The organism is Cohnella hashimotonis (assembly GCF_030014955.1).
Taxonomy (GTDB): Bacteria; Bacillota; Bacilli; order Paenibacillales; family Paenibacillaceae; genus Cohnella; species Cohnella hashimotonis.
Map to the genome: position 1 here is coordinate 5,563,257 of NZ_JAGRPV010000001.1, position 22,221 is coordinate 5,585,477.

The window sequence follows — 22,221 nt, forward strand, 5'->3', positions numbered from 1 at the left end:
CATCTTCTACGCTCCTACTGCGCCCGAATCCCCTCGAACCCGCTCGTCACCAGCTGCCGCACATAATCGTCGTCAAGCGGCTCGCCGGTCACCAGCAGCCGGTAGAGGATCGGTCCGTACAGCAGGTCTACGCCGAGCCCGACATCCAGCGTTCCTTTAAGTTGTCCGCGCCGGATCCCTTTTTCCAGGATTCCCTTAGCCTCAAGCCTTCTCGGCTGAAAGTAACGCGTCCGGTACGCTTCGGCCAGGCCCTCGTCGAATTGCCCCTCGCCGACCAGCGCGGTAATGATCTTGCCTTCCCGACTCAACAAGAAGCGGGTCAAGTTCACGGCGTGAATCTGTACGTCTTCGAACGCGTCGCCCGTGTCGGGCACCGGCAGCCGTGCCGAGGCGGCGGATAAAAAGCCGTCCATGACCACTGCGGCTTTGTTCGGCCACCATTTGTAAATGGTCGCTTTGCTCACGCCCGCGCGCTCTGCGATCTTCTCCACCGTCACCGCGCCGAAGCCGACCTCCAGCAGCAAATCGTACGATGCGGACAAAATCGCCTGCTGCGTCTTCGGATCCCGGGGCCGCCCTCGCTTGCTCTGTTCTTGCATCCTCATGACCTCCTCCCTCACACGCGATCGCGTATTTGTGAACATTAAAATACAATACGTTCAGTATACGAAAAAAGATTCGAAGAAAACGAAACGCCTATTTACAAAACGCTGCGTTCAGTATATCATAAGGTCACCAATTAATAAACTGTACGTTCAGTATTTACTTGTTTATATGAACGTACCGGACGGAGGAAACAACATGCGAACGGAACAAAAAGTAATGGACGGCGGCATTTCGCGGGGATTGATGTTCCTGCTTGCAGCGGCTTGCGGCCTGATTGCAGCGAACCTCTATTATGCGCAGACGCTGGTGGGGCCGATCGGCGCTTCGACGGGACTGTCCGCCGGCGCGGCGGGCCTGATCGTCACGTTGACGCAAATCGGTTATGTGGCGGGGCTGCTGTTCATCGTGCCGCTTGGCGATATCGTCGAAAACCGCCGGCTGACGGTCGTCTCTCTCGCCGTGGCGGTCGCCGCGCTGATCGCGGCCGCCCTCGCGCCGAACGCGCCGCTGTTCCTGGCCGCGTCTCTCCTCATCGGAACGGCTTCGGTCGTCGCGCAGGTGCTCGTGCCCTTCGCCGCTTCGCTCGCATCCGAAGCCCAGCGGGGCCGCGCGGTCGGCAACGTGATGAGCGGACTGCTCCTCGGCATCATGCTCGCGCGCCCGGTCGCCAGCTTCATCGCCGGCATCTGGAGCTGGCCTTGGGTATTCGCCGCTTCGGCGGTCGCCATCGCGCTGCTGGCGGTATTGCTGTCGCGGAAGCTGCCCGAGCGGCGGCCGGCGCCAAGCGTATCCTACGGCAAGCTGATCCGCTCGCTCTTGCCGCTGCTCGCCCGCACGCCGGCCTTGCGCCGACGCGCGCTGTACCAGGCTTTTCTGTTCGGCGCCTTCAGCCTCTTCTGGACGGTCGCGCCGCTCCACTTGGCCGACACCTACGGCATGTCGCAGCAAGGCATCGCCTGGTTCGCGCTGGTCGGGGTCGGCGGCGCGGTTGCCGCGCCGATCGCCGGACGGCTGGCGGACAGAGGCTGGAGCCGGCCGCTTACCTGGCTGGCCTTAAGCGTCGCGCTGCTGTCCTGGCTGCTCCCGCACTTTTTCCACGGCCACTCGACCGTCTCGCTCGTCCTGCTCTTCATCTCCGCGATCGCGCTCGACATGGCCGTCTCCGGCAATCTGGTGCTTGGGCAGCGCGTCGTCTACGCGCTCGGCAGCGAAGCGCGCGGGCGCTTGAACGGCCTGTTCATGTCGATCTTCTTCATCGGCGGAGCCGTCGGCTCGGCGCTTGGCGGCTGGACGTACGCGCATGGCGGCTGGCAGCTCGCTTCGCTCATCGGCGCCGCGCTGCCGCTGCTGGCGATCCTCTATGCGTTTACTGAGAAGGGACGCAGAGAGATCGAAGCAAAACCTGCGATTAACTAAGCTTGGCCAGCTCTTCCATAAAAGCGGGTCGTCTTCCGTAAGCCGCCTTTAGCCGGGAGACGATCTCCGCTTGCCTGGACGCGCCGGCGATTTTTTTGTAGCGCTTGATGACGCCGCAGACGGCTCTGTAGTTTTTTCTTTCGCTTGCATTTTCCGCTTGAAGCTCGATTTGGTTTTCATAAATGCCCAGAACCTCTTCCAGGTAATCGAGAGCCAGCCGTTCGGCATGCGCTTCGATCTCTGAAGGATAGGCATGGACATATGCCATCAACTCCGGCAGATCGTTATTCTCTAGAATCAGCCGCAAGTACACGCCTTTGGAACGCTAATCGCCAGCCTTTCTCAGTTCCTCGACGATACCTCGATAGAACGCTTCTTTATTTTCCCCGGCCAAGTTCGCAAGCTCTTCATAATAAGCATATTCTCCGTCCAGCAGGAGCTCCTTGCCGAGCGCCGCCTGCTCCTGCTTGAGCGACAGTTTTTTATACGCTTCATACCGCTTGCGCTTCCACTTGGCTGCTCGTCCCGGCCAGGGCCGATCGTCCCGTTCCCCCTCCTAGGCCGCTTCGATCGCGCGGCGGTAATCCCCCGATTCCATAAGTCGGTCGATAATCAGCTCGCGGAACGAGGGATACTGAATATGCGCATAGGCAAACCGCTCCGCTTCTTCCTCCGATTCCAGAAGGAGCAGCCGATGCATGATTTTGAACAAATTTTCTTGATAAAATGCTTTATATCCATCATCCGCGCTCTCTTCCAGCTGTTTCTCAAGCAAGCCTCTCAACTTTTCCCTAGGCTGCGGCAAATCGGCGAAGGTGACGCAAATATCAAGCACCTCGATGCGGTTCGAGTCCCAACCGTCGAACATATCGCTCTCGCTCAACGTCACCAGCCGATCAAATAGCCACATACGGGCCGTCTCGCTCTCTTCACGGCTTTCGTATGCGAGCTGCCCGATTTTCCCCAGACATTCCTGGATCAGCATGCCGATGTCGCCGCCCGAATCGTCCGCATATTGCAGCGCCTCCATGCACTCTTCCAGCATTAGAGACGTCATTTCCAGCGATACAGAGCGGCTGTGCCGGTCTCCGATGATTTCGAGCAGATTCTTCAGCTCCGCAGCAAACCCGGAAACGTCCCGATAGTGAATAAATTTTTGTCTGCCGGCGTACTTGTTTACGACCGACGCGATCATTTATTTAAAAGTTTGTACTTGCCGCTTGTCCGACTTCTCTTCACCGTATTTCAACAAAAGGCTGTTTTTCAGCATGGGATCCTGTTCGCAGACCTCCGCAACGATTCGAACAAGCTCTTCCTTGGACAATCTATTCAATAGCATATCCAGCTCGGAAATTTCGGTCATGACTACACTCCTCGGCTTTTCGTCGTTCTCTTTATTGTAACGGATCATAGCGTCCGTCCGCACACCCATTATTCGCTCTCCGCTTGTTGACGCACCACCTCTTAGGAGTTATTATGGATATTCAATGTCTATAATTTAAGATAGGAGAACCATAAAGGAGGCGGCGACGATGCACAGCAAATCCGATCCCGATCAAGTAAGCCCGACAACCGAGGTAAAGCCTCCGGAAGCGATGTCCCGTCTAGGAACGGAAGTCCTCTCTCTGCTTCAGCCCGCCCCCGGGGAACGAATTCTCGACCTCGGCTGTGGAAACGGAGACCTGACGGCCCGCATCGCGGCCGCGGGAGCGATCCCGACGGGCATCGACTTGTCCGCGGAATCGGTGGCACTTGCGAGACAGCGGCATCCGGACCTTGATCTGCAAGCCGCGGACGCTAGTCTCTACCGTTCGGATACCCGTTATGACGCGGTCTTTTCCCACGCCGCGCTGCATTGGATCGGGAATGCGGAGGCCACGGCGCGCACCGTATCGATCGCTCTTCGGGAAGGCGGACGATTCGTCGCCGAATTCGCGGGCAGCGGCAATCTGGCTTCGCTGACCGATGCGATCGGGCAGGTGCTGTCTGCGCGCGGTTACGAACCGGAGGGGCGAAATCCGTGGTATCAGCCGACGATCGGCGAATATGCGAGTTTGCTGGAGCGGGCCGGTTTTCGCGTGACGTTCGCCCTGCACTTCGATCAGCCTTCGCCGTCCAAAGTCCCCTCGGGGGTCAGGGCCCTGCTGGACAGCTTCGCGGGTTATTTTTTCCCGGATATCCCGCCGGCGGAGCTCGCCTCCGTCTACGACGAAGTCGAAGCTGCGGTCAAGCCGCGTCTGTTCCGGGACGGCCAATGGATCATCGACAAAAGCCGCTTGCGTATCGCGGCCGTCAAGGCGTCCCGCTAAACCGTCGGCCGGCACGCCGTATTCATCGATCGGCGAACCGATTCCGATATAGAAAAGGGGAGGCTGAGATTATGGATATAGCGGCAATCTCGACAGGACTGGCCATGAACGATCTGCGCCAGCAAGTTAGCATCGCCGTCCTAGGCAAGGTCATGGATACCGCGCGCCAGAACAGCGAGGCGGTCGTGCAGTTGACGCAGAGCATCGCGCAGCCTCATCTGGGCGGCAACATCGACATTCGCGTTTAAGTTCCTGCAAGCGCGATGCGACGCCGGCGCAAAAAGCCGAATCGGCCTCGTAAAGGTCCGGTTCGGCTTTTTGCGCTGCCGCATATCGCGGCAGGCGCGCCGGGCAAACTACAAGCGGTCCAGCTCCCGCGCTTCGGCTTTGGGCCGGCAATCCTTGCATACGCCGATCGTCCGGCCGCTTTCGTCGATATAAAACGACAGCCGCGAATTGCGCGCGCGGCACAAAGAGCAGGGGCGTGCCTGCTCCCCTGCTGCGGATTCCCGCCTTTTCCCGGGCCGCTTGCGGGCGGCTCGAAACGGCACGACCTTGGCGCTGCGCGAGACGGCCCGCTTACGACGGCGCCGGCCTAACCAAAACGCCCCCCCTGCTCCCGCCAATAAGACGGCTGCAACAATTGCGATCAGCATGCGGTTCTCCTTTCCTGCACCGGCCAGCTCAACCGATGGCCGCGAGCAAGTCGTTGAGCGACTCGGCCATCGACGGATGCGTGAAAATCGTATCGCGGAACGCCATATAAGGCTGGCCGTCTAACTGTCCCCCGCTTCCGCCTGTCGCTGCAACGGGTCGCGGACCGTCCGCCTGAAGCTCTCGCCCCAGTCCCGCATGGCGGCGATGATCGGGGTCAGCGTCTGTCCGAACGCCGTCAGCGAGTACTCTACCTTGGGCGGCACCTGGTTGTACACCTCGCGGTGAACGACGCCGTCCTCCTCCAGCTCTCGCAGCTGCAGCGTGAGCATCCGCTGCGTGATCGTCGGGCAGATTCTGCGGAATTCGTTGAACCGCTTCGGACCGTCCATCAGATGATACAGCAGCACGCCCTTCCATTTTCCGCCGATCACGTCCAGCGTGAACTCGACCGGGCAGCCTTCCTCGTCCGGACAAAACCCGTACCCGCTCTTCCGATCCCGCACGCCGATCCGCTCCTTCGTCTCTCTCTTCCTTATTTAATGATCATAGCATTCATGCGCGGCGATTAAAATCCTTCGAGCACGACCTTGCCGACCGTGCGGCCAGTCTCCAGCATCGCATGCGCCTTGCGCAGATTGTCGGCGTTGATCGGAGCGAGCGTCTCGCTCGACGTCGTGCGGATCGCGCCCGCGTCCACGAGCCGCGCGACTTCGTCCAGCAGCCGATGCTGCTCGATCATATCCGCCGTATGATACGTCGACCGCGTGAACATGAGTTCCCACGCGAAGGTCGCGCTTTTGTTCTTGAGCAGCGTCAGGTTGAGCGGCTCGTCGGTCTCGACGATCGAGCAGATCTTGCCTTGCGGCGCGATCGCCTCAGCCATGTTCGCCCAGTGCTTCTCCGTGCTGTTCAGGCAGAGAATGTAGTCGACCTGGTCGAACCCGACCGCCTTCAGCTGCGGCAAGAACGCCTGGAAGTGGTCGATTACATAGTCCGCGCCAAGCTCTCTTGCCCAGTCGGCCGACGCGGGGCGAGAGGCCGTGCCGATGACCGTCAAGCCCGCCAGCTTCGCCAGCTGCGTTGCGATCGACCCGACGCCGCCGGCCGCGCCAATGATCAGGATCGCCTTGCCGGCATTGTCGGCCCGATCCCTAGCGACGCCCAGACGGTCATAAAGGCTCTCCCATGCCGTAATTGTCGTCAGCGGCAGCGCGGCCGCCTGAGCGAAGCTCAGCGAAGAAGGCTTCGTGCCGACGATGCGTTCGTCGACAAGATGGAACTCGCTGTTGCCGCCAGGCCTGGTGATGCTGCCGGCGTAGTATACCTCGTCGCCCGGTCTGAACAGCCCGGCCTCCGGCCCGACCTGCTCGACCACGCCCGCGACGTCCCAGCCGAGCACTCTCGGCGCGCTCTCCTCGCGGCTCTTGGGCGAGCGGACTTTGCAGTCGACCGGATTCACCGAGATCGCGCGCACCTTCACGAGCAAATCCCGGCCTGTCGGCATCGGCTTGTCGATCTCTACGTCGATCAGGCTCTCCGGATCGGCGATCGGCAAATACTTGTACAGGCCCACGGCCTTCATCGTTTCTGTCGCGGTTGCTTTAAATTCATTCGTCATGTCGGTTCGCTCCTTCGCGGGTTTGCCGTCGATTCGGCTTATACCTGCAATATAAGGCATATACGACAGCCGCGTAAGTACGCACATTTGTGTAGGATAGGCACACGAATGATACTCATTGACGCAGGGCTATTCCGCGGAAAAGACCGATACCGTTTCCGGCTCCTTCTGCGCCTCTACGTTCAGACCTTTGCGGTATGTCTTCGGGCTGACGCCGTAGACATCCTTGAACACCCGGCTGAAGTAGTGGGCCGCGCCGAAGCCGGAGACCTCCGCAATCGCGCCGATCGAGGCGTCGGTCCGCCGGAGCAGGTCGAGCGCGCGCGCAAGGCGAATCTCGGTCAACCGGCCGACGATCGTCTTGCCGGTCAGCCGCTTGTACTTGCGGGCCAGATGGTTGTAGCTGACATGCAGGGCGTCGGCGAGTCTGCGGACATTCATTTTTTCCGCGCGCTCGTCGTTCAGGTAGACCTCGATCTTGCGCAGAAACGCCGTATCTGACTGGTCGGCGCCCGCCGGCGTAACCCGTCCTTCGGGATGGCGGACCGCGGCGATCGTCAGCAGAATCTGCACGAACGTCAGTTGAACGGAAGCAAGCGAATCCGCTTCACGCGCCTCCTCGAACAGCCGCAGGATCCGTTCGCCCAGACCGTAGCGATCCTCGTAGCAGCCGAGCTGCCACTCCCGCAATCTCTCGAGCGCGGCATAGACCGAGCCTGCTCCGCCTCCGGCGGTCGGCTCCGCCGGCGCGACCGTCCATCGCAGGCAGACGCCCCGGTGAGGAGACTCCGGCAGATACTCGTGACGATGCTCGGCGCCTGCGGGGACCAGAAAGAACTCTCCCGGTCCGACGTTCAGGAGCGGCCCCCCGAAGCCCGTCTTCATGCTGCCTTCGTAGATATAGTTGCACTCGAACCACGCATGCGTGTGAGGGGGGCACGAGCGGGCTCCCCAAGGCTGCTCCTCCAGCACCTCGATGATCTCGATGACGGCGTCGTTCACCCTGACGGTTCCGTACAATTCATCCGGCATGATGCCGCTCGCCATAGACTCGTCCCCTTTCCGCAACTGATTTCTATCATAGTAGCACAAGCGAACCGGTCATTTTAGTGTAAAAACGGGATACTTCAATGAATTTACATAGACGCGCTTCAAAATGAAAATAGAAGGGAAGAGAGCGACGAACCAGAAAGGATGCATGGACTTGAAAAAGCTGCACCTCATCAGCAATGCGCACCTTGATCCCGTATGGCAGTGGGAATGGGAGGAAGGCGCGGCTGCGGCCGTATCCACGTTCAGGGCCGCCGCATCGTTTTGCAGAGAATACGACGGATACGTTTTTAATCACAATGAAGCGCTGCTGTACAAATGGATCGAGGAGTACGAGCCGAGCTTGTTCGCGGAGATTCAAAGCCTCGTTCGTCTCGGCAAGTGGCACATCATGGGCGGATGGTACCTGCAGCCCGATTGCAATATGCCTTCGGGCGAATCGCTCGTCAGGCAGATTCTGCTCGGCAGGCAGTACTTCAAGGAAAAATTCGGACAGGCGCCGACGACCTCGATCAACTTCGACTCCTTCGGGCATTCCAGGGGATTGGTGCAGATCATGCGCAAATCCGGCTTTGATTCTTATCTGTTCATGCGGCCCGAGCAAAAGACGGCGGGTCCGGCGGACGACTTCGTCTGGGTTGGCTTCGACGGCTCCGAGGTGCACGCGCATCAGATTGCGGACGGATACAATACGCTGATCGGGCAAGCGCACAAAAAGATCGCTAAATGGCTGGAGAAGTACGCGGACGACGGCGAGGACCGCCCCCGTCTGCTGCTGTGGGGCGTCGGCAATCACGGCGGCGGTCCCTCCCGTCTCGACCTCGACCGCATCGGCGAGATGATGGATGCGGGTCCGGTTGAGATCGTGCATTCGACGCCGGAGGCCTACTTCGCGGAGCTGCGCGAAGCGACCGATCTTCCCCGCCATGCGGACGATCTCAATCCGCGCTTCGTCGGCTGCTATACGTCGATGATCCGGATCAAGCAAAAGCACCGGCAGCTCGAAAGCCAGCTCTTCATGACCGAGAAAATGCTGGCGACGGCCGCGGTTCAAGGACTGCTGGCGTATCCGGCCCGCGAGCTCGGCGAAGCGTTTCACGACCTGATGGTCGCCGAGTTCCACGACATTTTGCCGGGCAGCTCGATCCAGCCCGCGGAAGAAGCGTCGCTCAGACTCATCGACCACGGCCTGGAGATCGCTTCGCGCCTGCGCGCCCGCGCGTTCTTCGCCCTGGCTGCCGGTCAGCCGCAAGCGGCGACGGGCGAGTATCCGATTCTCGTTTACAATCCGCATCCGTATCCCGTACGCGGCATTTTCGCCTGCGAGTTCATGCTGGAGGACCAGAACTGGACGGAGGAGTTCTCCATGCCGCTGGTCTACCGCGACGGCGCGCAGGTGCCGAGCCAGCCTGAAAAAGAGCATAGCGCCCTGAACCTGGACTGGCGCAAACGCGTCGTTTTCGAAGCCGAGCTCGCGCCCTCGTCCATGAACAGGTTCGACTGCCGGATCGTCAAGCTGCCGCAGAAGCCGAAGGCGCATCTGACCGAGCGCGACGGCGCGATCCGGTTCGAATCGCCGTCGCTGCAGGTCGAGATCAATACACGCACCGGGCTGATCGACAAGTATGTCGCGGAGGGCGTATCCTACCTGCGGCCGGGCGCCTTCCTCCCCGTCGTAGTCGCCGACAACGAGGATCCGTGGCGCATGGATACGGACCGGTTCGAGCCGGACGTCGGCCGATTCGAGCTGATGAGCCCCGCCCGCGGCACGGCCTTCTCCGGCGTCAAGGATGAAGTGCTGCCCGCCGTGCGGGTAATCGAGGACGGAGACGTGCGGACCGTCGTCGAAGCGCTGCTGGCCTATGGCGACTCTGCGGCCGTGCTCACCTACCTGCTGCCCAAGCAGGGCACCGAGATCGAAGTGCAGGTCCGCCTGTATTGGCAGGAGAAGGACAAGCTGCTCAAGCTGTCGATCCCGACGGCGCTCGGAGACGATCATGAATACCTGGGGCAGACGGCGTACGGCGTGCAGCGGCTGCCGCAAAACGGCGACGAGGCGGTGGCGCAAAAGTGGACGGCGATGGCCGAGTCTTCTCCCGACGGACGGGCCGTGACGCTGATCAATGACGGTGTCTATGGCTCGGACGGCGCCGACGGCACGCTGCGGCCGACGCTGGTCCGCGGCGTCGCCTACTGCGCGCACCCGATCGGCGAGCGTCCGATTCTGCCGCAGGACCGGCTCCTGCCCCGGATCGACCAGGGCGAGCGCACGTATACGTTCTGGCTCAACGCCGGCAAGCGGGAGTCGCGTCTTGCGACGATCGAACGCGAAGCGCTCGCTCTGCACGAACGTCCGTATGCGCTCTCGTTTTTCCCGAGCGGAGCCGGCGAGCTGCCGTCCCCGGGCGTCGCGCTTGAAGGCGACCGCGCGGTGCTGACCGCCTTCAAGCAGGCGGAGGACGGCGACGGTTATATCCTCCGTCTGTACGAGCCTACCGGCGTGCCGGGCTCGGCCCTCCTTCGCATCCCTTCGCTCGGCATCTCGCAGCGGGTCGAGCTCGACGGATTCGAGATCAAGACGTTCAGGACGGACGCTGCCGGAAGCGTACTTAGGACATGCACGTTGATGGAAAAAGACTAGTCTCCTCCGGTAACGACACTCGCAAATCAAAGCTCCCGCCGGTCACCGACGGGAGCTCAAGGCTTGTTTGCCGATTTCATGCAGCGAAAGTTGAGTTATTAATTGAAGTTACCTACAGTATCTATGCCATTATTAATAAAGGTATTGTTATTCTGCGTAATTGTAACGGTTGTAACGTTTTGCAGGCCTATACCATTGTTTTCAATAGTTGCACCGGTTACTACGGTATTGGTCGGATAATTGTTGTTTTGGCCGGTCTCTCCAAAACGTATTCCAACGGGGGCATTGGAGTAAGTACCGCCGGATACGGTCACACCAGTAAGCGTACCGTTGTTGGTACCGTCATTCCTGCCTTTTATTACCGCAGCCGCACCGTTTACAGGGTCGCCGTTCCCGCTGTTTGTAACAATATTGTTTATGAGGTTGACATTCTGGTAGTTGCCGTGTTTGAGGTTGATATCTATACCGGCCGCAAAACTCCCGGCTGTACCGCTGCTGTCGATCGTATTATTTGAAATAATTGCATTATTCAACGCTTCATAGTACATTCCCTTTGAAGTGTTGTTGTTGAACGTGGATTTTGAAATTTGAATGTTATTAAATATTGCCGTTCCTGAAAATACAAGCATTCCAAAGGCATTTCCGTTAAACATGCTGCTTTGGATAGTTACATTTGAAACCTGCGCGTAAGTCGGGACTCTGAATCCCGCAGTAACGTTATTGGAGAAGTTACTGCCTGTTATAATCAGATCGTTCATGACAGGAAATGAGGGACTGATATTGATACTAAAGCCGTTATCCAAATTATTCAGCAATGATACGTTAGAAAGAGTAATAAAGCTTGGCTGATTGTTTCCTATGGTTGAAATCCCCTGGGAAGCGCCGGTGACCTGCAAGTCTGATATTACCAGCCGATTTGTCGAACTCAACCCACCGTTTGAAATGGATATGCCGACTCCTGACGCCGGATGAATGATCGTTCCGCCAACGCCGCTTCCAGCACCATTTAGCGTAATCCGCCTGTCAATGGTCACGTTTTCGGGATAGCTCCCAGGCCCCGCCTGGATCATATCTCCCGGATTAGAAGCATTTACGGCCTGTTGAATCGTAGTATAGAAAGTCCCCTGGGTTTGGTTATATACCGAATTGCTTCCTATGGCGATAACTGTAAATGATACGATGGGACCTTCAATATTTTTTGTGGCTACGGTTATTACAGCAGAACCGGAATTATTTATTGAAATAACGCCGGTATTTGGGTCTACCGGAAAATCAGGATTGTCTGAACTAAAGGTAAGCGGTACATGATTCGGATTGAAAAGGTTGTCGTTTGCATTCAGAGTATGACCAACGGCTCCGGAAATAAAAGGATCAATGATACCGACAATTGATATTCTTTCATCTAACCTGGATGCTGTGGTGGATAACACCTTTGTCTGTCCAGGGCTTACTTCCGCCGATTTTTCATCCACCCAGATGCTGCTGCCGTTCAGTATTTGAAGTACGGCAAGTCCATTTGTAAATCCGGTGTTTTCAACACTGAAAGTACCAAGTATTCTTTGGCCTAACAACAGCGTATTTGACTCGTTAATCATGTAATCTCCAGATTGAGTTACTTCATTGATCATGTCGCTGTTGCAGTTACTGCTTTCCTGGTAAGTTACCTGAAGAAATGGATATAAGTTGCTGTCGGAAAAGTTCGTACTGTAACTTCCAATTATTGAATACGTATTTTCCGGGCCAATCATTGTGATACCGTTATTTGCTGCGGCATTCGCATACCATTGTTGCGCAAGCGGAGTTATATCGATACTGATAAAATTGTTTACATCTGCGTCATTAACGGTTTTAGTAATGCCCGTAGGCGCAACAGCAGGTGCATTTGAATATGTCGCCGTATTCTGGTTGAAGTCGCTTTGATTTAAATATATAGCGATAACTTCCGTACCGGGGACGTCTTTTCTGAAAATAAAAAGCTTTAATATGGCCTCAACGATGTCACTGCCTTGGGGAATAACGGACAAGTCAAATTTTAATAAAGTCCTGTAAATATCTCCTGGAGCTACATATTCACCCACATATAAAAAGGGATAACTGCCGAATACAGCTGTAGGGTAACTTGAAGCGATAAGCGTATCATCACTCGGAAGTAAACTTGCTACCGGCATGAAAATTCCTCCTTCGTATGGCGGCGTAACGCTTGACGAGTGTGCGATTAGCCTTGGGAAGCTACGCCCCAGAAAGCTTCGGGTCCGATGCGGGTAACCAACACAACGCCCGCTACGCCGGTGCTGCTGATAAAGGCTGTGTATTGAGTAAGGAGAGCTGCGGGAGCGAGCAGGTCTTGCGCGTTGAAGGAGACGATCGTGCTGGTGTTCGACTGAATCGGAAGTACGGCTGTGTAGATGATCGTGCCTTGGGCAATGGTGCCGCCGCGTACGACATTGATCGTGACTGTGGCGGGCGCAACAATGGAGAGTCCGATGGTACCGGCCAGATCGACGATCAAAGAGCCGTTGATCCCAAGTCCGTTGCCCGCTACCCCTTGGGTCTGCAAGCCGATGTCGCCGAATAGAGCCGGAGTCGTCGTTGCGGCTATCGCGATGGTCGTGTCTGTGTTCATCGAGCTTCTTTGGTCAAGAAAGGTTCCCATAGATGCTTCACCTTCTGTCTTTTTGCATTTTTATATCCTATGTACTCCTGTCTGTGGCAGTATGGACAAACCGTTTGGTGCGATCGCGGAATCTTCCCGCTGCTTCGCGGGGAGACACCGGGCATGGATATCGTGCAAGTGATATCGGACAGGTCCCTGTCGAGATTGAAGGCAAGTTCTCCAGCGTTGCAAATAAACGTCAGGGCTCATTGCCCTGACGTTTATTCGTTATGCCGGCGGAAGATTCTTATCCTTTGTTGCGTACCCGGCTTCGAAGTCGAACAACATGGCGACGTTTGCGATTGCAGAATTACTGTGCATGCATCGTAATGAACAGGCCAGCTCTTGCTCGAATCCATCGAAGCGATCGAAGCGCGGGAGGCCGGGGGCCGAAGTCTACTTGCAACGCGGGCGGTATCCGTTGCCCGGCGCGACAGATCAACTGAGCAATCCATAAGAAACGCCCCCCATCGGTCCATGATAAAATGGAGCCAAAAGGAGGCTATCGAAATGACTGACGCGAATATCGGCTCGTCCGCGCCCGGCATCGTCCCGCATCTGTGGTTCGATCGCGAGGCCAGGGAGGCTGCCGCATTTTACAGCTCCGTCTTCCCCGATTCCGCCATTAAGAGCGTGACGACGCTGCGCGATACGCCGTCGGGCGATTCCGACATCGTCTCGTTCACGGTCTGGGGCAGGCCTTTCATGGCGATCTCCGCAGGCCCGCTGTTCAAGATAAATCCGTCCGTGTCGTTTATGGTGAACTTCGATCCGTCGCTGGACGACCGCGCGGGCGAGCTGCTGGACGAGATCTGGGACAAGCTCTCCGACGGCGGCGCCCCGCTCATGCCGCTGGGCGAGTATCCGTTCAGCAAGCGATACGGCTGGATTCGGGACAAGTATGGCGTCAATTGGCAGCTCATTCTGACCAATCCCGAGGGAGAGCCCCGCCCGACGATCATTCCTTCTCTCATGTTCACCGGGGACAACGCCGGCAGAGCCGAGGAAGCGCGCGAGCTTTATCTGTCCGTGTTCGAACGTTCCCGCCCTGGCCAACTCCATCGTTACGGTCCCGGCAGAGCGCCGGATCGGGAGGGCACGGTCATGTTCAGCGACTTTATGGTGGAAAACACCTGGATGACCGCAATGGACAGCGCGCACAATCACGGCTTTACCTTCAACGAGGCGGTCTCCCTGCTCGTCCGCTGCGACACGCAGGCGCAGATCGACGCCTACTGGAGCGCCTTGTCCGCCGATCCGCAGGCCGAGCAGTGCGGCTGGCTCAAGGACAAGTTCGGCCTGTCGTGGCAGATCGCGCCTGCCGCGATGGACGACATGATGGCGAATGGCACGCCCGAGCAGATCGCGCGCGTGACCGCGGCATTTATGCCGATGAAGAAGCTCGATATCGCCAAGCTGGAGCAGGCATATCGCGGCTGAAGCGACGGGGGCCTGGAACCTCCCTGCTGCGGCGGCTTGGACAAAGAACCGCGAAGCTAGATGCTTCGCGGTTCTTTTTGTGCCGGCTTTTCATTTTTGCGTCCAGTCAGTCATTTTCCCGGTTGACGCCCTTTCTCACCCGATGCTCACGACCCTCCAGCCCATGAGCTCGCCGAACCGCTCCAGCGCGGGCTTCGCATCGCCATAGACGATGACGCCATGATGGATGCCGCCGTGCCGGCTGAAGGACGCCAGAAATTCGGACACCGGCAGCCGAGGCGCGAACCATCCGCGGATGGCCTCCGGCATCCGGTCCCACCCTTGCGTATCCAGCATCTCCACCTCGGATAGGATCAGCGTATAGCCGTCGTCCTTGGCCGGCGCCAGGCAGGCATACACCGCTTGACCGCCTCGGAATGCCGCATAGGCGGCGACGGGCGCGTCCGCGTCCGTAAAAGGAAAGGCCTTTTCCAGGAGCACGGGCTTCCCGGCGGCGGCGCGGAGATTCATCTCTCCCATATGGCTCACAAAAATTCGGTTATTCTCCCAGTCGGGACAGAACATCTCCGCGAACGAAGCGTCCGGATAGACGGAGAGCAGCGCGCCTACGAGCGCGGCGGTCAGGACATCGCCCTCGCCGGCATAACCGATGCCGCGGTCCATCGCTTTGCCGGCCTCCAGGAAAGGCATGCAGGGCAAGCCCGACGACTTCGTAATGTCCATGAAGTTCACGGTAAAAGCGGTCAGCCGGTGCTGCTCCGCCCATTGCCGCACCTTCAGGCAGGCTGCCGTCGATTGCCTGTATAGCCGCTCGTCCAGCTCGCCGATCTCGAAGCGTTCCCGGTCTGACTCGAGTTCCGCGTCGATCTGCGCGTCCGTTATTTCCGCGAACGTCGTCCGGCCGTCCGTCAAGTCGAATTCGACGGTCTCGATGCCGATCGCCTTGCGCAGCATGTCGGTCGGTACCTCGAAGTCTCCCATGCCGGCAAACGGGCGCCCCAGCCTGCCCACCTTGGCCGTTCGCATCCCATCGGCGAGGCGGGCGGCTCTTACGCCTGCAACGACCCGATCCAGCACGTCCGACCGCGACCAGTGCCCCGCTTCGATCTGGAATGCCTTGCCCCGCCGGAGCAGCAGGTTGCACATATCCTGTACGCCGTGTATGCCGTGATTGTACATAATCTCGTCCGGCAGCTGCGACGGGCCGAATTCGTATGTCGGCGTCGTGTCCAGCACGACAAGCGGAAGCTTCGTGGCCGCCAGCGCGCCGATGGATTCCAGGGAAGGCGAATATGCCAGATGCAGCGTCACGACGGCATCGACGGACTCGCTTTCGAAGCGGGCGATCGCTTCCTCGAACTCCGGTTTGACCCGGCAGAGCGGGACGGCGACGACATCGAGCCCTTTGCCGCGGAGCGCGCCGGCGATCGCGTGATGGAACGCGTCCACCCTTTCCCGAAGCTCGGGCCAATGATCGTCATATAGCCGGACGTACAGCGGCAGCAGCCCGATTTTCAGCGGCTTCGGCGGTTTCATCGGCGCCTCTCCTTCCCGATTCCGTTAACCAGGTCGAAGGCGTTGTTGTAAAAGACGTCCTCGATATCCTTCTTCCCCAAGTTCTCGGCGAGGCTCGCCTGCCGGAACGCTTCGATCTCCTCGTACATGAAAAAGGTCAACGCTTCCGCTTCCTCGCCATCGACCTCGCGCATGTTTTTATCGCCCGACACGTCGCCGTAAAGGCCCTTCGGCACCAGATTGACGTAATGGCCGTTCTCGTAAATCCGCCGCATCCGCATCCGCAGGATCGGGAAATCACTGCCGAACAGTATGCGCTTCGGCCCGACCGCCTTGATCAGCGCCCGAAAAACGGTCTCGTTCGTATTGGCGCTAATATCGAACACCATGTTTTTCGTTTCGGCCAGCACCTCGAACGCGTTCCCGAGATCCTCCGGACAATACGCTCTGCCTACATGCGCGATGATCAGCCTCAGCCCGGGATATTTCCGCTCGATCTCCAGCATTTGCATCAGATTGACGGGATCCTTCAGGCGGCCGTCTCTCGGAATATGCAGCATGGCGGCCCAGCCGCGCTTGCTCAGCACCTCCAGATGATGAGGCGGCAGGAAGTCGTAAATGCGAATCTCCTTCTCCGGAATGCAGGTGTCGGCAAAGTTCAGATACACCTTGCAGCCGAGAAATCCGCCCTTCTCGATGCCTTCTTCGAACTCGGAGGCGCTGAGTCCGGGCTTCGTGACCATAAAGGAAGGCAGCCCGTGCTTCTGCGCGCTCTCGCGGACATATTCGTTGCCGGCGTCGATATCGTATTCCAGGCTGACCTGGGAGAACAGCAGCGGCGTCACCTCTTTTCCCGGAAACATCAGGCGGTAGGTCTCGAACAGATCCTCCACCGAGTTGTCCCGGGCGACGAGCGAGGGCCAGGTCACCGCTCTTACGGGCGCGTTCGCCTCGCGAATCCGGATGCGGTCCAGCCATACATGCGTATGAATGTCGAAAATCCGCTCGGGCAGGAAGGATTGCAGCTTGCTCTCGTAAAAGGCCTTGTCCACTTCTTTGATCTGAAATAGGCTCATTTTGTCACGCTCCATTATTCAGTAGGGAATCGCCTGGCAAACGCCTCGTATTGCCGCACATAGATCTCATGCGCCTCGCGATCCGGCCGTCTCGTCAGCTTCGGAAACGCCGCTTGCTTGAAGGCTTCTCTCTCGTCGGGATACAGGCCGGCCGCCACGGTCGCCAGCAGCGCGGCTCCCGCGGCGCCGGCGCAAGATCCGTTAACCGTATGGACTTCAACGCCGAGCACGTCGGCAACGATCTGCGGCCAGGGATGCGTGTCCGAAGGTCCGCCGACCATCGTGACGGACGTAAAGCGGATGCCCGCTCGCGCGAGCCGATCGATGTGCGATTGAAGGAGATAAGCCGTGCCTGCCATTACGGCGCTTGCGAGATCGGATGCGGCAACGCCCTTCCAACGGCCGGTCCCGGCTTCGAGCAAGGGGTTGATGAGGAGGCCGCGGGCTCCCGGCGCTGCGGCGGCGGCGAGCGCGCTGAACGATTCGTACCTGTCCGGGGCATCGGAGATGTATTCGCGAACGATCCGGTCGACCGATACGGCGATTGCGGGCAGCGAGAACATCGCGCCCCAAGGACCGTTCGGCTGCAGAAACGGATCCGTCAGCATGCCGTTGCCGACCACTTGGCTTCGTTCGGACAGCGGCGTGAAGCCCACCCACGAAGTGCCGCAGGAGAGCAGCAGCCCGCCCTCGTCCAGCACGCCCGCCCCTCTCGCGGCAGCGGGGTGATCGAAGCATCCGGCGGCCACGGGCGTGCCGGCCGGCAGCCCCGTAAGCGCGGAAGCCGCGTCAGTGATGCGGCCCAGCACCGATCCCGTCGCGACCAAGCGCGGCAGCTTTTCCTCAGGTATGCCGAGCGCGCGCAGGTATGGCGCATGCCAAACCTGCGTCTGCTGGTCCTGCAAATAGAAGGTCGTTGCCTGCGACGGATCGATCGCCCACTCGCCCGTCAGCCTGTACAGCATGTATTCCGTGCTCATGCCGACCTTGGCCGACCGCTTGAGCAAATCCGGCTCATGAACGGACAGCCAGGATAGGTGGGCGAGCGGGAACGCTTTAAGGAGCGGCCAACCGGTTCGTTCGTGAACCGCCGCCGGCGTCAGCTTGCCGAGCTTGACATCCATCTCGTCCTTGACGCGCGCGTCCATCCAGCTGATCGCCGGACGCATCGGTTCGCCCCGCTCGTTCAAAAGCACGGTATTCCCGCTTGCCGAAGCCATGCATAAGCCCGCTACGCGGCCGTCCGCCGGCAGCGCAGCAGACAATTGGCGGATCGCGTCCGCAGTCAGACCGAACAAGGCTTCCGCATCGAACTCGACTCGCCCGTCCGGGTATGCGTCCAGCCGGGTTTCTGTCCTCGCCCTGGCTACGACCTCGCCCGCCGCGGACAGGAGCACGCCTTTGACCGCGGAAGTGCCAAGATCCAGTCCGATCGTATAGCGGTGCCGGTATTCGGAGCGGTCGGCATCAGAACGGATCGACATAAGCGAATCCGAGACTGTCCGCCACAGGCCGGCAAGTCACCGCTCCTTCGTAGGTGTTCAATCCGAGACGCAGATCCGGATGCTCCGCCAGCGCCGGCTTGATCCCTTTGTTCGCCAGCTTGACCAAGTACGGGAGCATCGCCGCTTCAAGCGCGAAGGTGGAGGTGCGCGGTACCGCGCCGGGCATGTTGGCGACGGAATAGTGCACGACGCCGTGCTTTTCGTAGTAGGGGTTGTCATGCGTCGTCACCCGGTCGACCGTCTCGATCGAACCGCCCTGGTCGACCGCCACGTCCACGATGACCGATCCGCGCTTCATCGTCATGACGGCGGATTCCTTCACGATTTTCGGCGCCTTGGCGCCCGGAATCAGCACCGCTCCGATGAGCAGGTCGGCCCGCTTGACGGCTTCCCCGACGTTGTAGTCGTTGCAGATCAAGGTCGTGACCTTGCCGCCGAAAATGTCGTCGAGGTAGACGAGCCGGCTCTTGTCGACGTCCAGAATCGTCACGTTCGCGCCGGCGCCGATCGCCATCTTGGCTGCGTTGGTTCCCACGACGCCCCCGCCGATAATGACGACCTCGGCGCGGTTTACGCCGGGCACGCCGCCCAGCAGGATCCCCATGCCGCCGTTGTTCTTCTGGAGCAAGGACGCTCCGATCTGAACGGACATCCGGCCGGCCACTTCGCTCATGGGCGCCAGCAAGGGAAGCTGGCCGTTTGGCAGCCGCACGGTTTCGAACGCGATGCCGGCAAGCCTTTTCTCGAGCATCATCCGTGTCAGCGGCAGATCCGCGGACAGATGCAAATACGCGAACAGCGCCTGTCCCGGCTTGAACAGCTCGTATTCCGACGCCACCGGCTCCTTCACTTTTACGATGAGATCCGCCTGCCCGAACAGCTCGGCCTTGTCTGTCATCACGATGCCGCCGGCCTGCGTATACTGCGAATCGTCAAAGCCGCTGCCTTCGCCCGCGCGCGATTCCACCAATACCTGATGCCCGTGGCCGGCCAATTCCTTGACGCCGCCCGGCGTGAGCGCCACCCGGTTTTCGTTGTTCTTGATCTCTCTGACTAAGCCGATCTTCATGTTCATCACCGTCTCCAGCAAATTATAGTCAAACCAGCCGAACTTCGATGCCGCGTTCCTTGAAGGCTTCTATCTCTTCCTTGTTGGCGTTGTGATTCGTAATGAGGCAGTCCGCCTTCTCGACGCGCTCTATCAGCGAGAAATTCGATCTGCCGATCTTCGTGTAGTCGGCGACCAGGATCGTTTTGTCCACCCTGGCGATCATATGCCGGTACAATTCCGCTTCCAGGTGATGATACGTGCTGATTCCGTAATCCGCGCTGACGCCGTCGGACGAGAGAATGAGCTTGTCGGCTTTGTACTTGTTCAATTGGCTGATGGTATCGTCGCCCGAGACGAATTGATAGGGAACGTTCAGGTTGCCGCCCAGCAGGACCACGACATGGACGTTCCGGCTGTAGCCGGCTTCCTGCGCGATCGACAGGGAGTTCGTAATAATGATCAGGTTTTTGTGGTTGATGAGTTCCCGCATCACGTATAGAGGCGTCGTTCCCGATCCGAGGATCAGCGTGTCGCCGTCCGAGATCTGAGCGGCCGCTTCGATCGCAATCCTTTTTTTCTCTTCCTTATGCGTCTCCATGCGATCCTGAAAATTCATGTTGTAGTACGATTTGTACGTGCTGATCGCGCCGCCGTGCGTGCGCTGCAGCAGCTCTTGCGCCGCCAGCTCGTCCAGATCGCTCCGGATCGTGACCTCCGACGTCCCGAACAGCTTGCTCAATTCGGCGACCTTGATTTTCCCTTCCCGGTGGAGCAGATCCAGTATTCGTTTTCTTCTCTCGTCGATATCGAGCTCTTCCATACGATGCGCACACACTCTCTTTCGTTAATTGGGATCGTTCAAGCGATGCAGGACCTCTTCCATCCGATGAACGAAGTAATCGATCATGGCAGGCGTAGCGATGACTGGCGGCTTCGTTAACGCAGCCGGCGGGCATTTCGCCTTATAGGTTTGCGCGCTGATATCGATGCAGCTCCCGTTCAGAATCGCGGTGAATTCCGTCACCTTCCCGGGCTGGCGGAAGAACAGCGTGGACAGATGACCTTTGCCCTCCACCTTCTCGATAAGCCCGCCGTGACACTCCGCGAGCCTCTGGAGCTTCTCTTCATAATAAGTGCCCATTTCCCGAATGTAATCCGCATTTTCCTCGGAAAATTTCATCGTGATCAGATAGGCCAGCGCTGCGAGCTCCTCCTGCCCGTTGGTCACCAGCGCGCCGAACTGATTGAGCGTGTCCATCGCGGCGGTGGTGATGACGCGAGATGCCGGGTATTGGCCGCCCGGGAAGCCTTTGCCGATGACGACAAAGTCCGGGTTCAAGCCGTATTCCCGGAACAGGTACATGCCGGGGTACCACATGCAGGACTGGATCTCGTCGCACATGACGGGCGTGTCGTGTTCGTGGCAAAGCGCATACGCTTTTTGCAAATAAGACGGTTCCAGCAAAATGCCCCCGTAGTTCATCAGGACGATCTCGTGCAGAAATCCCGCGACCTTGTACGGCGGTTTGTTATATTGTTCGAACTTGGCTTTAAAATCCGCGAAGTCGTTGATGCGCACGGGACAGGTCTGCATGATCTCTCCCTGCAGCTTTTCCCGGATTCCCGGCCACAGCCCCCGCATCGTCTGCGCGACGATGGTCGTGCCGTGGTAATTCGCCTGGCTTCCCCCGTCGTGGTCGGCCATGACGAGAAATACTGGCGTCCGGTCCTTATACTTGGGATCCGGGAACGTGTCATCCAGCTTGTAGAACCGCGCCAGCATCATCTTGATGGCGGCCTCGCAGGCCAACGTTCCCGTCTCGAGGTTGATGACCCGATTGAGAACATGAGGCTCGCGGGAATCCAATATCCGCCCCAGCGCGTCGGCATCCGCCTTGGCAAGGCCGTTGGCGGTGCGAACGAGCTCCCTTTCCAGCAGACGGGTGATGGAGCCGCGCGTGTTGTTGTGCGTCGCATTCGTGATGCCGAGCCGCTCCGCCTGGCCAATCAGCTTGTAGCCGGGAAAATTGTGGCCGAGCGGCGTGTGGTAATGCTCGCTCTTGGTAATGAGATACAGCTTCCCGTCCTCTCCCAACCGGAAATATCCGAGCCCCCCGAGCGGACTGGCTTTGGGGTTGGCGGCTTTCCGGAACGCATCCGTCGGAGCCCCGTCATGCGCGCCCTTCATCTCCGGCACGACCTGGCTCCCTACCTGGGATAATAAGCCATCCATTCTCCGAATGTAAGCTTCGGGCATAAATTCGATAGGCTCGCGGGCGATCTCCTGCGCTTCCGCAAGGCTCAGGTCGGTAAGAAACGCGGCTGCGGCCGTGACGGCATCCACGTATTCCTTGCCCAGCAAATCCTGCAGCGAGCTTTTAACCGGCTTCATGTTGTGCGCGTTCTGCATTTCTTGCACCTCCTGCATCTTCTGCACCTCCTGCATCTTCTGAACCTTCTGCATCTTCTGCTTGTTCTGCATCTTCTGCGTGTTCTGCACCGCTTGCCGAGGCAAGCTTTTTCTTTTCTTTTGTTTTCTTTTAACTTTTGTTTTTGTTTCGTTTAATTTGCATTATAATTCGTTTAGATTGCGTTTGGCAATGCAAAATGTAAAAATCGAGCTGTGAAAGGTGCCGCAACCGCAATCTGTCTGAATGACAAGACATCCGCAGGTGCATCGCCTC

Annotated in this window: 21 protein-coding genes; 5 read left to right on the plus strand and 16 right to left on the minus strand. The window is 58.7% G+C overall.

The features are described from left to right. Positions 1–14: 14 nt before the first annotated feature. Positions 15–599, minus strand: a complete 585-nt coding sequence (locus KB449_RS22530) for a TetR/AcrR family transcriptional regulator (protein ID WP_282910494.1) — start codon at positions 597–599, stop codon at positions 15–17. 202 nt (positions 600–801) lie between these two features. On the opposite strand from KB449_RS22530, the gene KB449_RS22535 reads away from it, so the two are divergent. Next, on the plus strand, positions 802–2,022 hold the full coding sequence (locus KB449_RS22535) for an MFS transporter (RefSeq protein WP_282910495.1): 1,221 nt from the start codon (positions 802–804) through the stop codon (positions 2,020–2,022). Here KB449_RS22535 and KB449_RS22540 read toward each other — a convergent pair. The 3 genes from KB449_RS22540 to KB449_RS22550 all read right to left on the minus strand — a co-directional run bounded on the left by KB449_RS22540 (position 2,015) and on the right by KB449_RS22550 (position 3,385). After that, on the minus strand, positions 2,015–2,329 hold the full coding sequence (locus tag KB449_RS22540; RefSeq protein ID WP_282910496.1) for a hypothetical protein: 315 nt from the start codon (positions 2,327–2,329) through the stop codon (positions 2,015–2,017). The two genes, KB449_RS22535 and KB449_RS22540, sit on opposite strands and share 8 nt — an antisense overlap. A gap of 249 nt (positions 2,330–2,578) precedes the next feature. Beyond that, positions 2,579–3,217 (minus strand): hypothetical protein, encoded by a 639-nt coding sequence (locus tag KB449_RS22545; RefSeq protein ID WP_282910497.1) that lies wholly within the window; start codon positions 3,215–3,217, stop codon positions 2,579–2,581. After that, positions 3,218–3,385, minus strand: coding sequence for a hypothetical protein (locus tag KB449_RS22550; protein WP_282910498.1), 168 nt, complete (start codon positions 3,383–3,385; stop codon positions 3,218–3,220). It abuts the gene before it with no gap. 232 nt (positions 3,386–3,617) lie between these two features. Here KB449_RS22550 and KB449_RS22555 point away from each other — a divergent pair, with 232 nt between their 5' ends. Further along, positions 3,618–4,331, plus strand: a complete 714-nt coding sequence (locus KB449_RS22555) for a class I SAM-dependent methyltransferase (RefSeq protein ID WP_434082562.1) — start codon at positions 3,618–3,620, stop codon at positions 4,329–4,331. A gap of 71 nt (positions 4,332–4,402) precedes the next feature. Next, positions 4,403–4,579: a YjfB family protein gene (locus KB449_RS22560; RefSeq protein ID WP_282910500.1), complete on the plus strand. Its 177-nt coding sequence runs from the start codon at positions 4,403–4,405 to the stop codon at positions 4,577–4,579. A gap of 108 nt (positions 4,580–4,687) precedes the next feature. Here the strand turns inward: KB449_RS22560 and KB449_RS22565 are convergent, their stop codons facing one another. The 4 genes from KB449_RS22565 to KB449_RS22580 form a co-directional block, all read right to left on the minus strand. Next, positions 4,688–4,987, minus strand: coding sequence for a hypothetical protein (locus KB449_RS22565; protein ID WP_282910501.1), 300 nt, complete (start codon positions 4,985–4,987; stop codon positions 4,688–4,690). A 120-nt stretch (positions 4,988–5,107) separates the two neighbouring features. Further along, positions 5,108–5,491: a winged helix-turn-helix transcriptional regulator gene (locus KB449_RS22570; RefSeq protein WP_282910502.1), complete on the minus strand. Its 384-nt coding sequence runs from the start codon at positions 5,489–5,491 to the stop codon at positions 5,108–5,110. 62 nt (positions 5,492–5,553) lie between these two features. Then, positions 5,554–6,606 carry a zinc-binding alcohol dehydrogenase family protein gene (locus KB449_RS22575; RefSeq protein ID WP_282910503.1) on the minus strand — a complete coding sequence of 351 codons (1,053 nt, stop codon included), beginning with the start codon at positions 6,604–6,606 and terminating at the stop codon, positions 5,554–5,556. Between the two features lie 129 nt (positions 6,607–6,735). Next, a complete protein-coding gene (locus KB449_RS22580) occupies positions 6,736–7,653 on the minus strand; it encodes an AraC family transcriptional regulator (protein WP_282910504.1) in 918 nt (305 codons plus the stop codon). 157 nt (positions 7,654–7,810) lie between these two features. Here KB449_RS22580 and KB449_RS22585 point away from each other — a divergent pair, with 157 nt between their 5' ends. Further along, the gene (locus KB449_RS22585) at positions 7,811–10,297 is read left to right on the plus strand and encodes a glycoside hydrolase family 38 N-terminal domain-containing protein (protein ID WP_282910505.1); all 2,487 of its coding nucleotides are present in this window, start codon (positions 7,811–7,813) and stop codon (positions 10,295–10,297) included. Positions 10,298–10,395: 98 nt separating this feature from the next. On the opposite strand, the gene KB449_RS22590 is transcribed toward KB449_RS22585, so the two are convergent. Beyond that, entirely contained in the window at positions 10,396–12,465 is a 2,070-nt protein-coding gene (locus KB449_RS22590) for a DNRLRE domain-containing protein (protein WP_282910506.1), read from the minus strand. A 47-nt stretch (positions 12,466–12,512) separates the two neighbouring features. Then, a complete protein-coding gene (locus KB449_RS22595) occupies positions 12,513–12,950 on the minus strand; it encodes a hypothetical protein (RefSeq protein WP_282910507.1) in 438 nt (145 codons plus the stop codon). Between the two features lie 510 nt (positions 12,951–13,460). Between KB449_RS22595 and KB449_RS22600 the strand changes: the two genes are divergently transcribed. Beyond that, positions 13,461–14,390 carry a VOC family protein gene (locus tag KB449_RS22600; protein ID WP_282910508.1) on the plus strand — a complete coding sequence of 310 codons (930 nt, stop codon included), beginning with the start codon at positions 13,461–13,463 and terminating at the stop codon, positions 14,388–14,390. A gap of 135 nt (positions 14,391–14,525) precedes the next feature. On the opposite strand, the gene KB449_RS22605 is transcribed toward KB449_RS22600, so the two are convergent. The 6 genes from KB449_RS22605 to KB449_RS22630 are packed head-to-tail and all read right to left on the minus strand — an operon-like array spanning position 14,526 to position 22,052. Beyond that, a complete protein-coding gene (locus KB449_RS22605) occupies positions 14,526–15,926 on the minus strand; it encodes an L-arabinose isomerase family protein (RefSeq protein ID WP_282910509.1) in 1,401 nt (466 codons plus the stop codon). Beyond that, complete coding sequence (locus KB449_RS22610; RefSeq protein WP_282910510.1) at positions 15,923–16,981, minus strand: amidohydrolase family protein; 1,059 nt, start codon at positions 16,979–16,981, stop codon at positions 15,923–15,925. Before KB449_RS22610 ends, KB449_RS22605 begins: the two co-directional genes overlap by 4 nt. A 14-nt stretch (positions 16,982–16,995) precedes the next feature. Next, positions 16,996–18,465, minus strand: a complete 1,470-nt coding sequence (locus KB449_RS22615) for a xylulokinase (RefSeq protein WP_282910511.1) — start codon at positions 18,463–18,465, stop codon at positions 16,996–16,998. Continuing rightward, positions 18,449–19,555 (minus strand): alanine dehydrogenase, encoded by a 1,107-nt coding sequence (gene ald, locus KB449_RS22620; RefSeq protein ID WP_282910512.1) that lies wholly within the window; start codon positions 19,553–19,555, stop codon positions 18,449–18,451. The genes KB449_RS22615 and ald overlap by 17 nt, the downstream gene beginning before the upstream one ends. A 28-nt stretch (positions 19,556–19,583) precedes the next feature. Continuing rightward, positions 19,584–20,357 carry a DeoR/GlpR family DNA-binding transcription regulator gene (locus KB449_RS22625; protein WP_282910513.1) on the minus strand — a complete coding sequence of 258 codons (774 nt, stop codon included), beginning with the start codon at positions 20,355–20,357 and terminating at the stop codon, positions 19,584–19,586. 24 nt (positions 20,358–20,381) lie between these two features. Beyond that, on the minus strand, positions 20,382–22,052 hold the full coding sequence (locus tag KB449_RS22630) for an aminotransferase class III-fold pyridoxal phosphate-dependent enzyme (RefSeq protein ID WP_282910514.1): 1,671 nt from the start codon (positions 22,050–22,052) through the stop codon (positions 20,382–20,384). Positions 22,053–22,221 lie beyond the last annotated feature (169 nt).

Coding starts and splice junctions, on each gene's coding strand:
- KB449_RS22530 (WP_282910494.1), bottom strand. CDS start 599: ATGCAAGAACAGAGCAAGCGAGGGCGGCCCCGGGATCCGAAGACGCAG.
- KB449_RS22605 (WP_282910509.1), bottom strand. CDS start 15,926: ATGAAACCGCCGAAGCCGCTGAAAATCGGGCTGCTGCCGCTGTACGTC.
- KB449_RS22610 (WP_282910510.1), bottom strand. CDS start 16,981: ATGAGCCTATTTCAGATCAAAGAAGTGGACAAGGCCTTTTACGAGAGC.
- ald (WP_282910512.1), bottom strand. CDS start 19,555: ATGAAGATCGGCTTAGTCAGAGAGATCAAGAACAACGAAAACCGGGTG.
- KB449_RS22555 (WP_434082562.1), top strand. CDS start 3,618: ATGTCCCGTCTAGGAACGGAAGTCCTCTCTCTGCTTCAGCCCGCCCCC.
- KB449_RS22625 (WP_282910513.1), bottom strand. CDS start 20,357: ATGGAAGAGCTCGATATCGACGAGAGAAGAAAACGAATACTGGATCTG.
- KB449_RS22590 (WP_282910506.1), bottom strand. CDS start 12,465: ATGCCGGTAGCAAGTTTACTTCCGAGTGATGATACGCTTATCGCTTCA.
- KB449_RS22550 (WP_282910498.1), bottom strand. CDS start 3,385: ATGACCGAAATTTCCGAGCTGGATATGCTATTGAATAGATTGTCCAAG.
- KB449_RS22535 (WP_282910495.1), top strand. CDS start 802: ATGCGAACGGAACAAAAAGTAATGGACGGCGGCATTTCGCGGGGATTG.
- KB449_RS22595 (WP_282910507.1), bottom strand. CDS start 12,950: ATGGGAACCTTTCTTGACCAAAGAAGCTCGATGAACACAGACACGACC.
- KB449_RS22565 (WP_282910501.1), bottom strand. CDS start 4,987: ATGCTGATCGCAATTGTTGCAGCCGTCTTATTGGCGGGAGCAGGGGGG.
- KB449_RS22600 (WP_282910508.1), top strand. CDS start 13,461: ATGACTGACGCGAATATCGGCTCGTCCGCGCCCGGCATCGTCCCGCAT.
- KB449_RS22580 (WP_282910504.1), bottom strand. CDS start 7,653: ATGGCGAGCGGCATCATGCCGGATGAATTGTACGGAACCGTCAGGGTG.
- KB449_RS22615 (WP_282910511.1), bottom strand. CDS start 18,465: ATGTCGATCCGTTCTGATGCCGACCGCTCCGAATACCGGCACCGCTAT.
- KB449_RS22575 (WP_282910503.1), bottom strand. CDS start 6,606: ATGACGAATGAATTTAAAGCAACCGCGACAGAAACGATGAAGGCCGTG.
- KB449_RS22545 (WP_282910497.1), bottom strand. CDS start 3,217: ATGATCGCGTCGGTCGTAAACAAGTACGCCGGCAGACAAAAATTTATT.
- KB449_RS22560 (WP_282910500.1), top strand. CDS start 4,403: ATGGATATAGCGGCAATCTCGACAGGACTGGCCATGAACGATCTGCGC.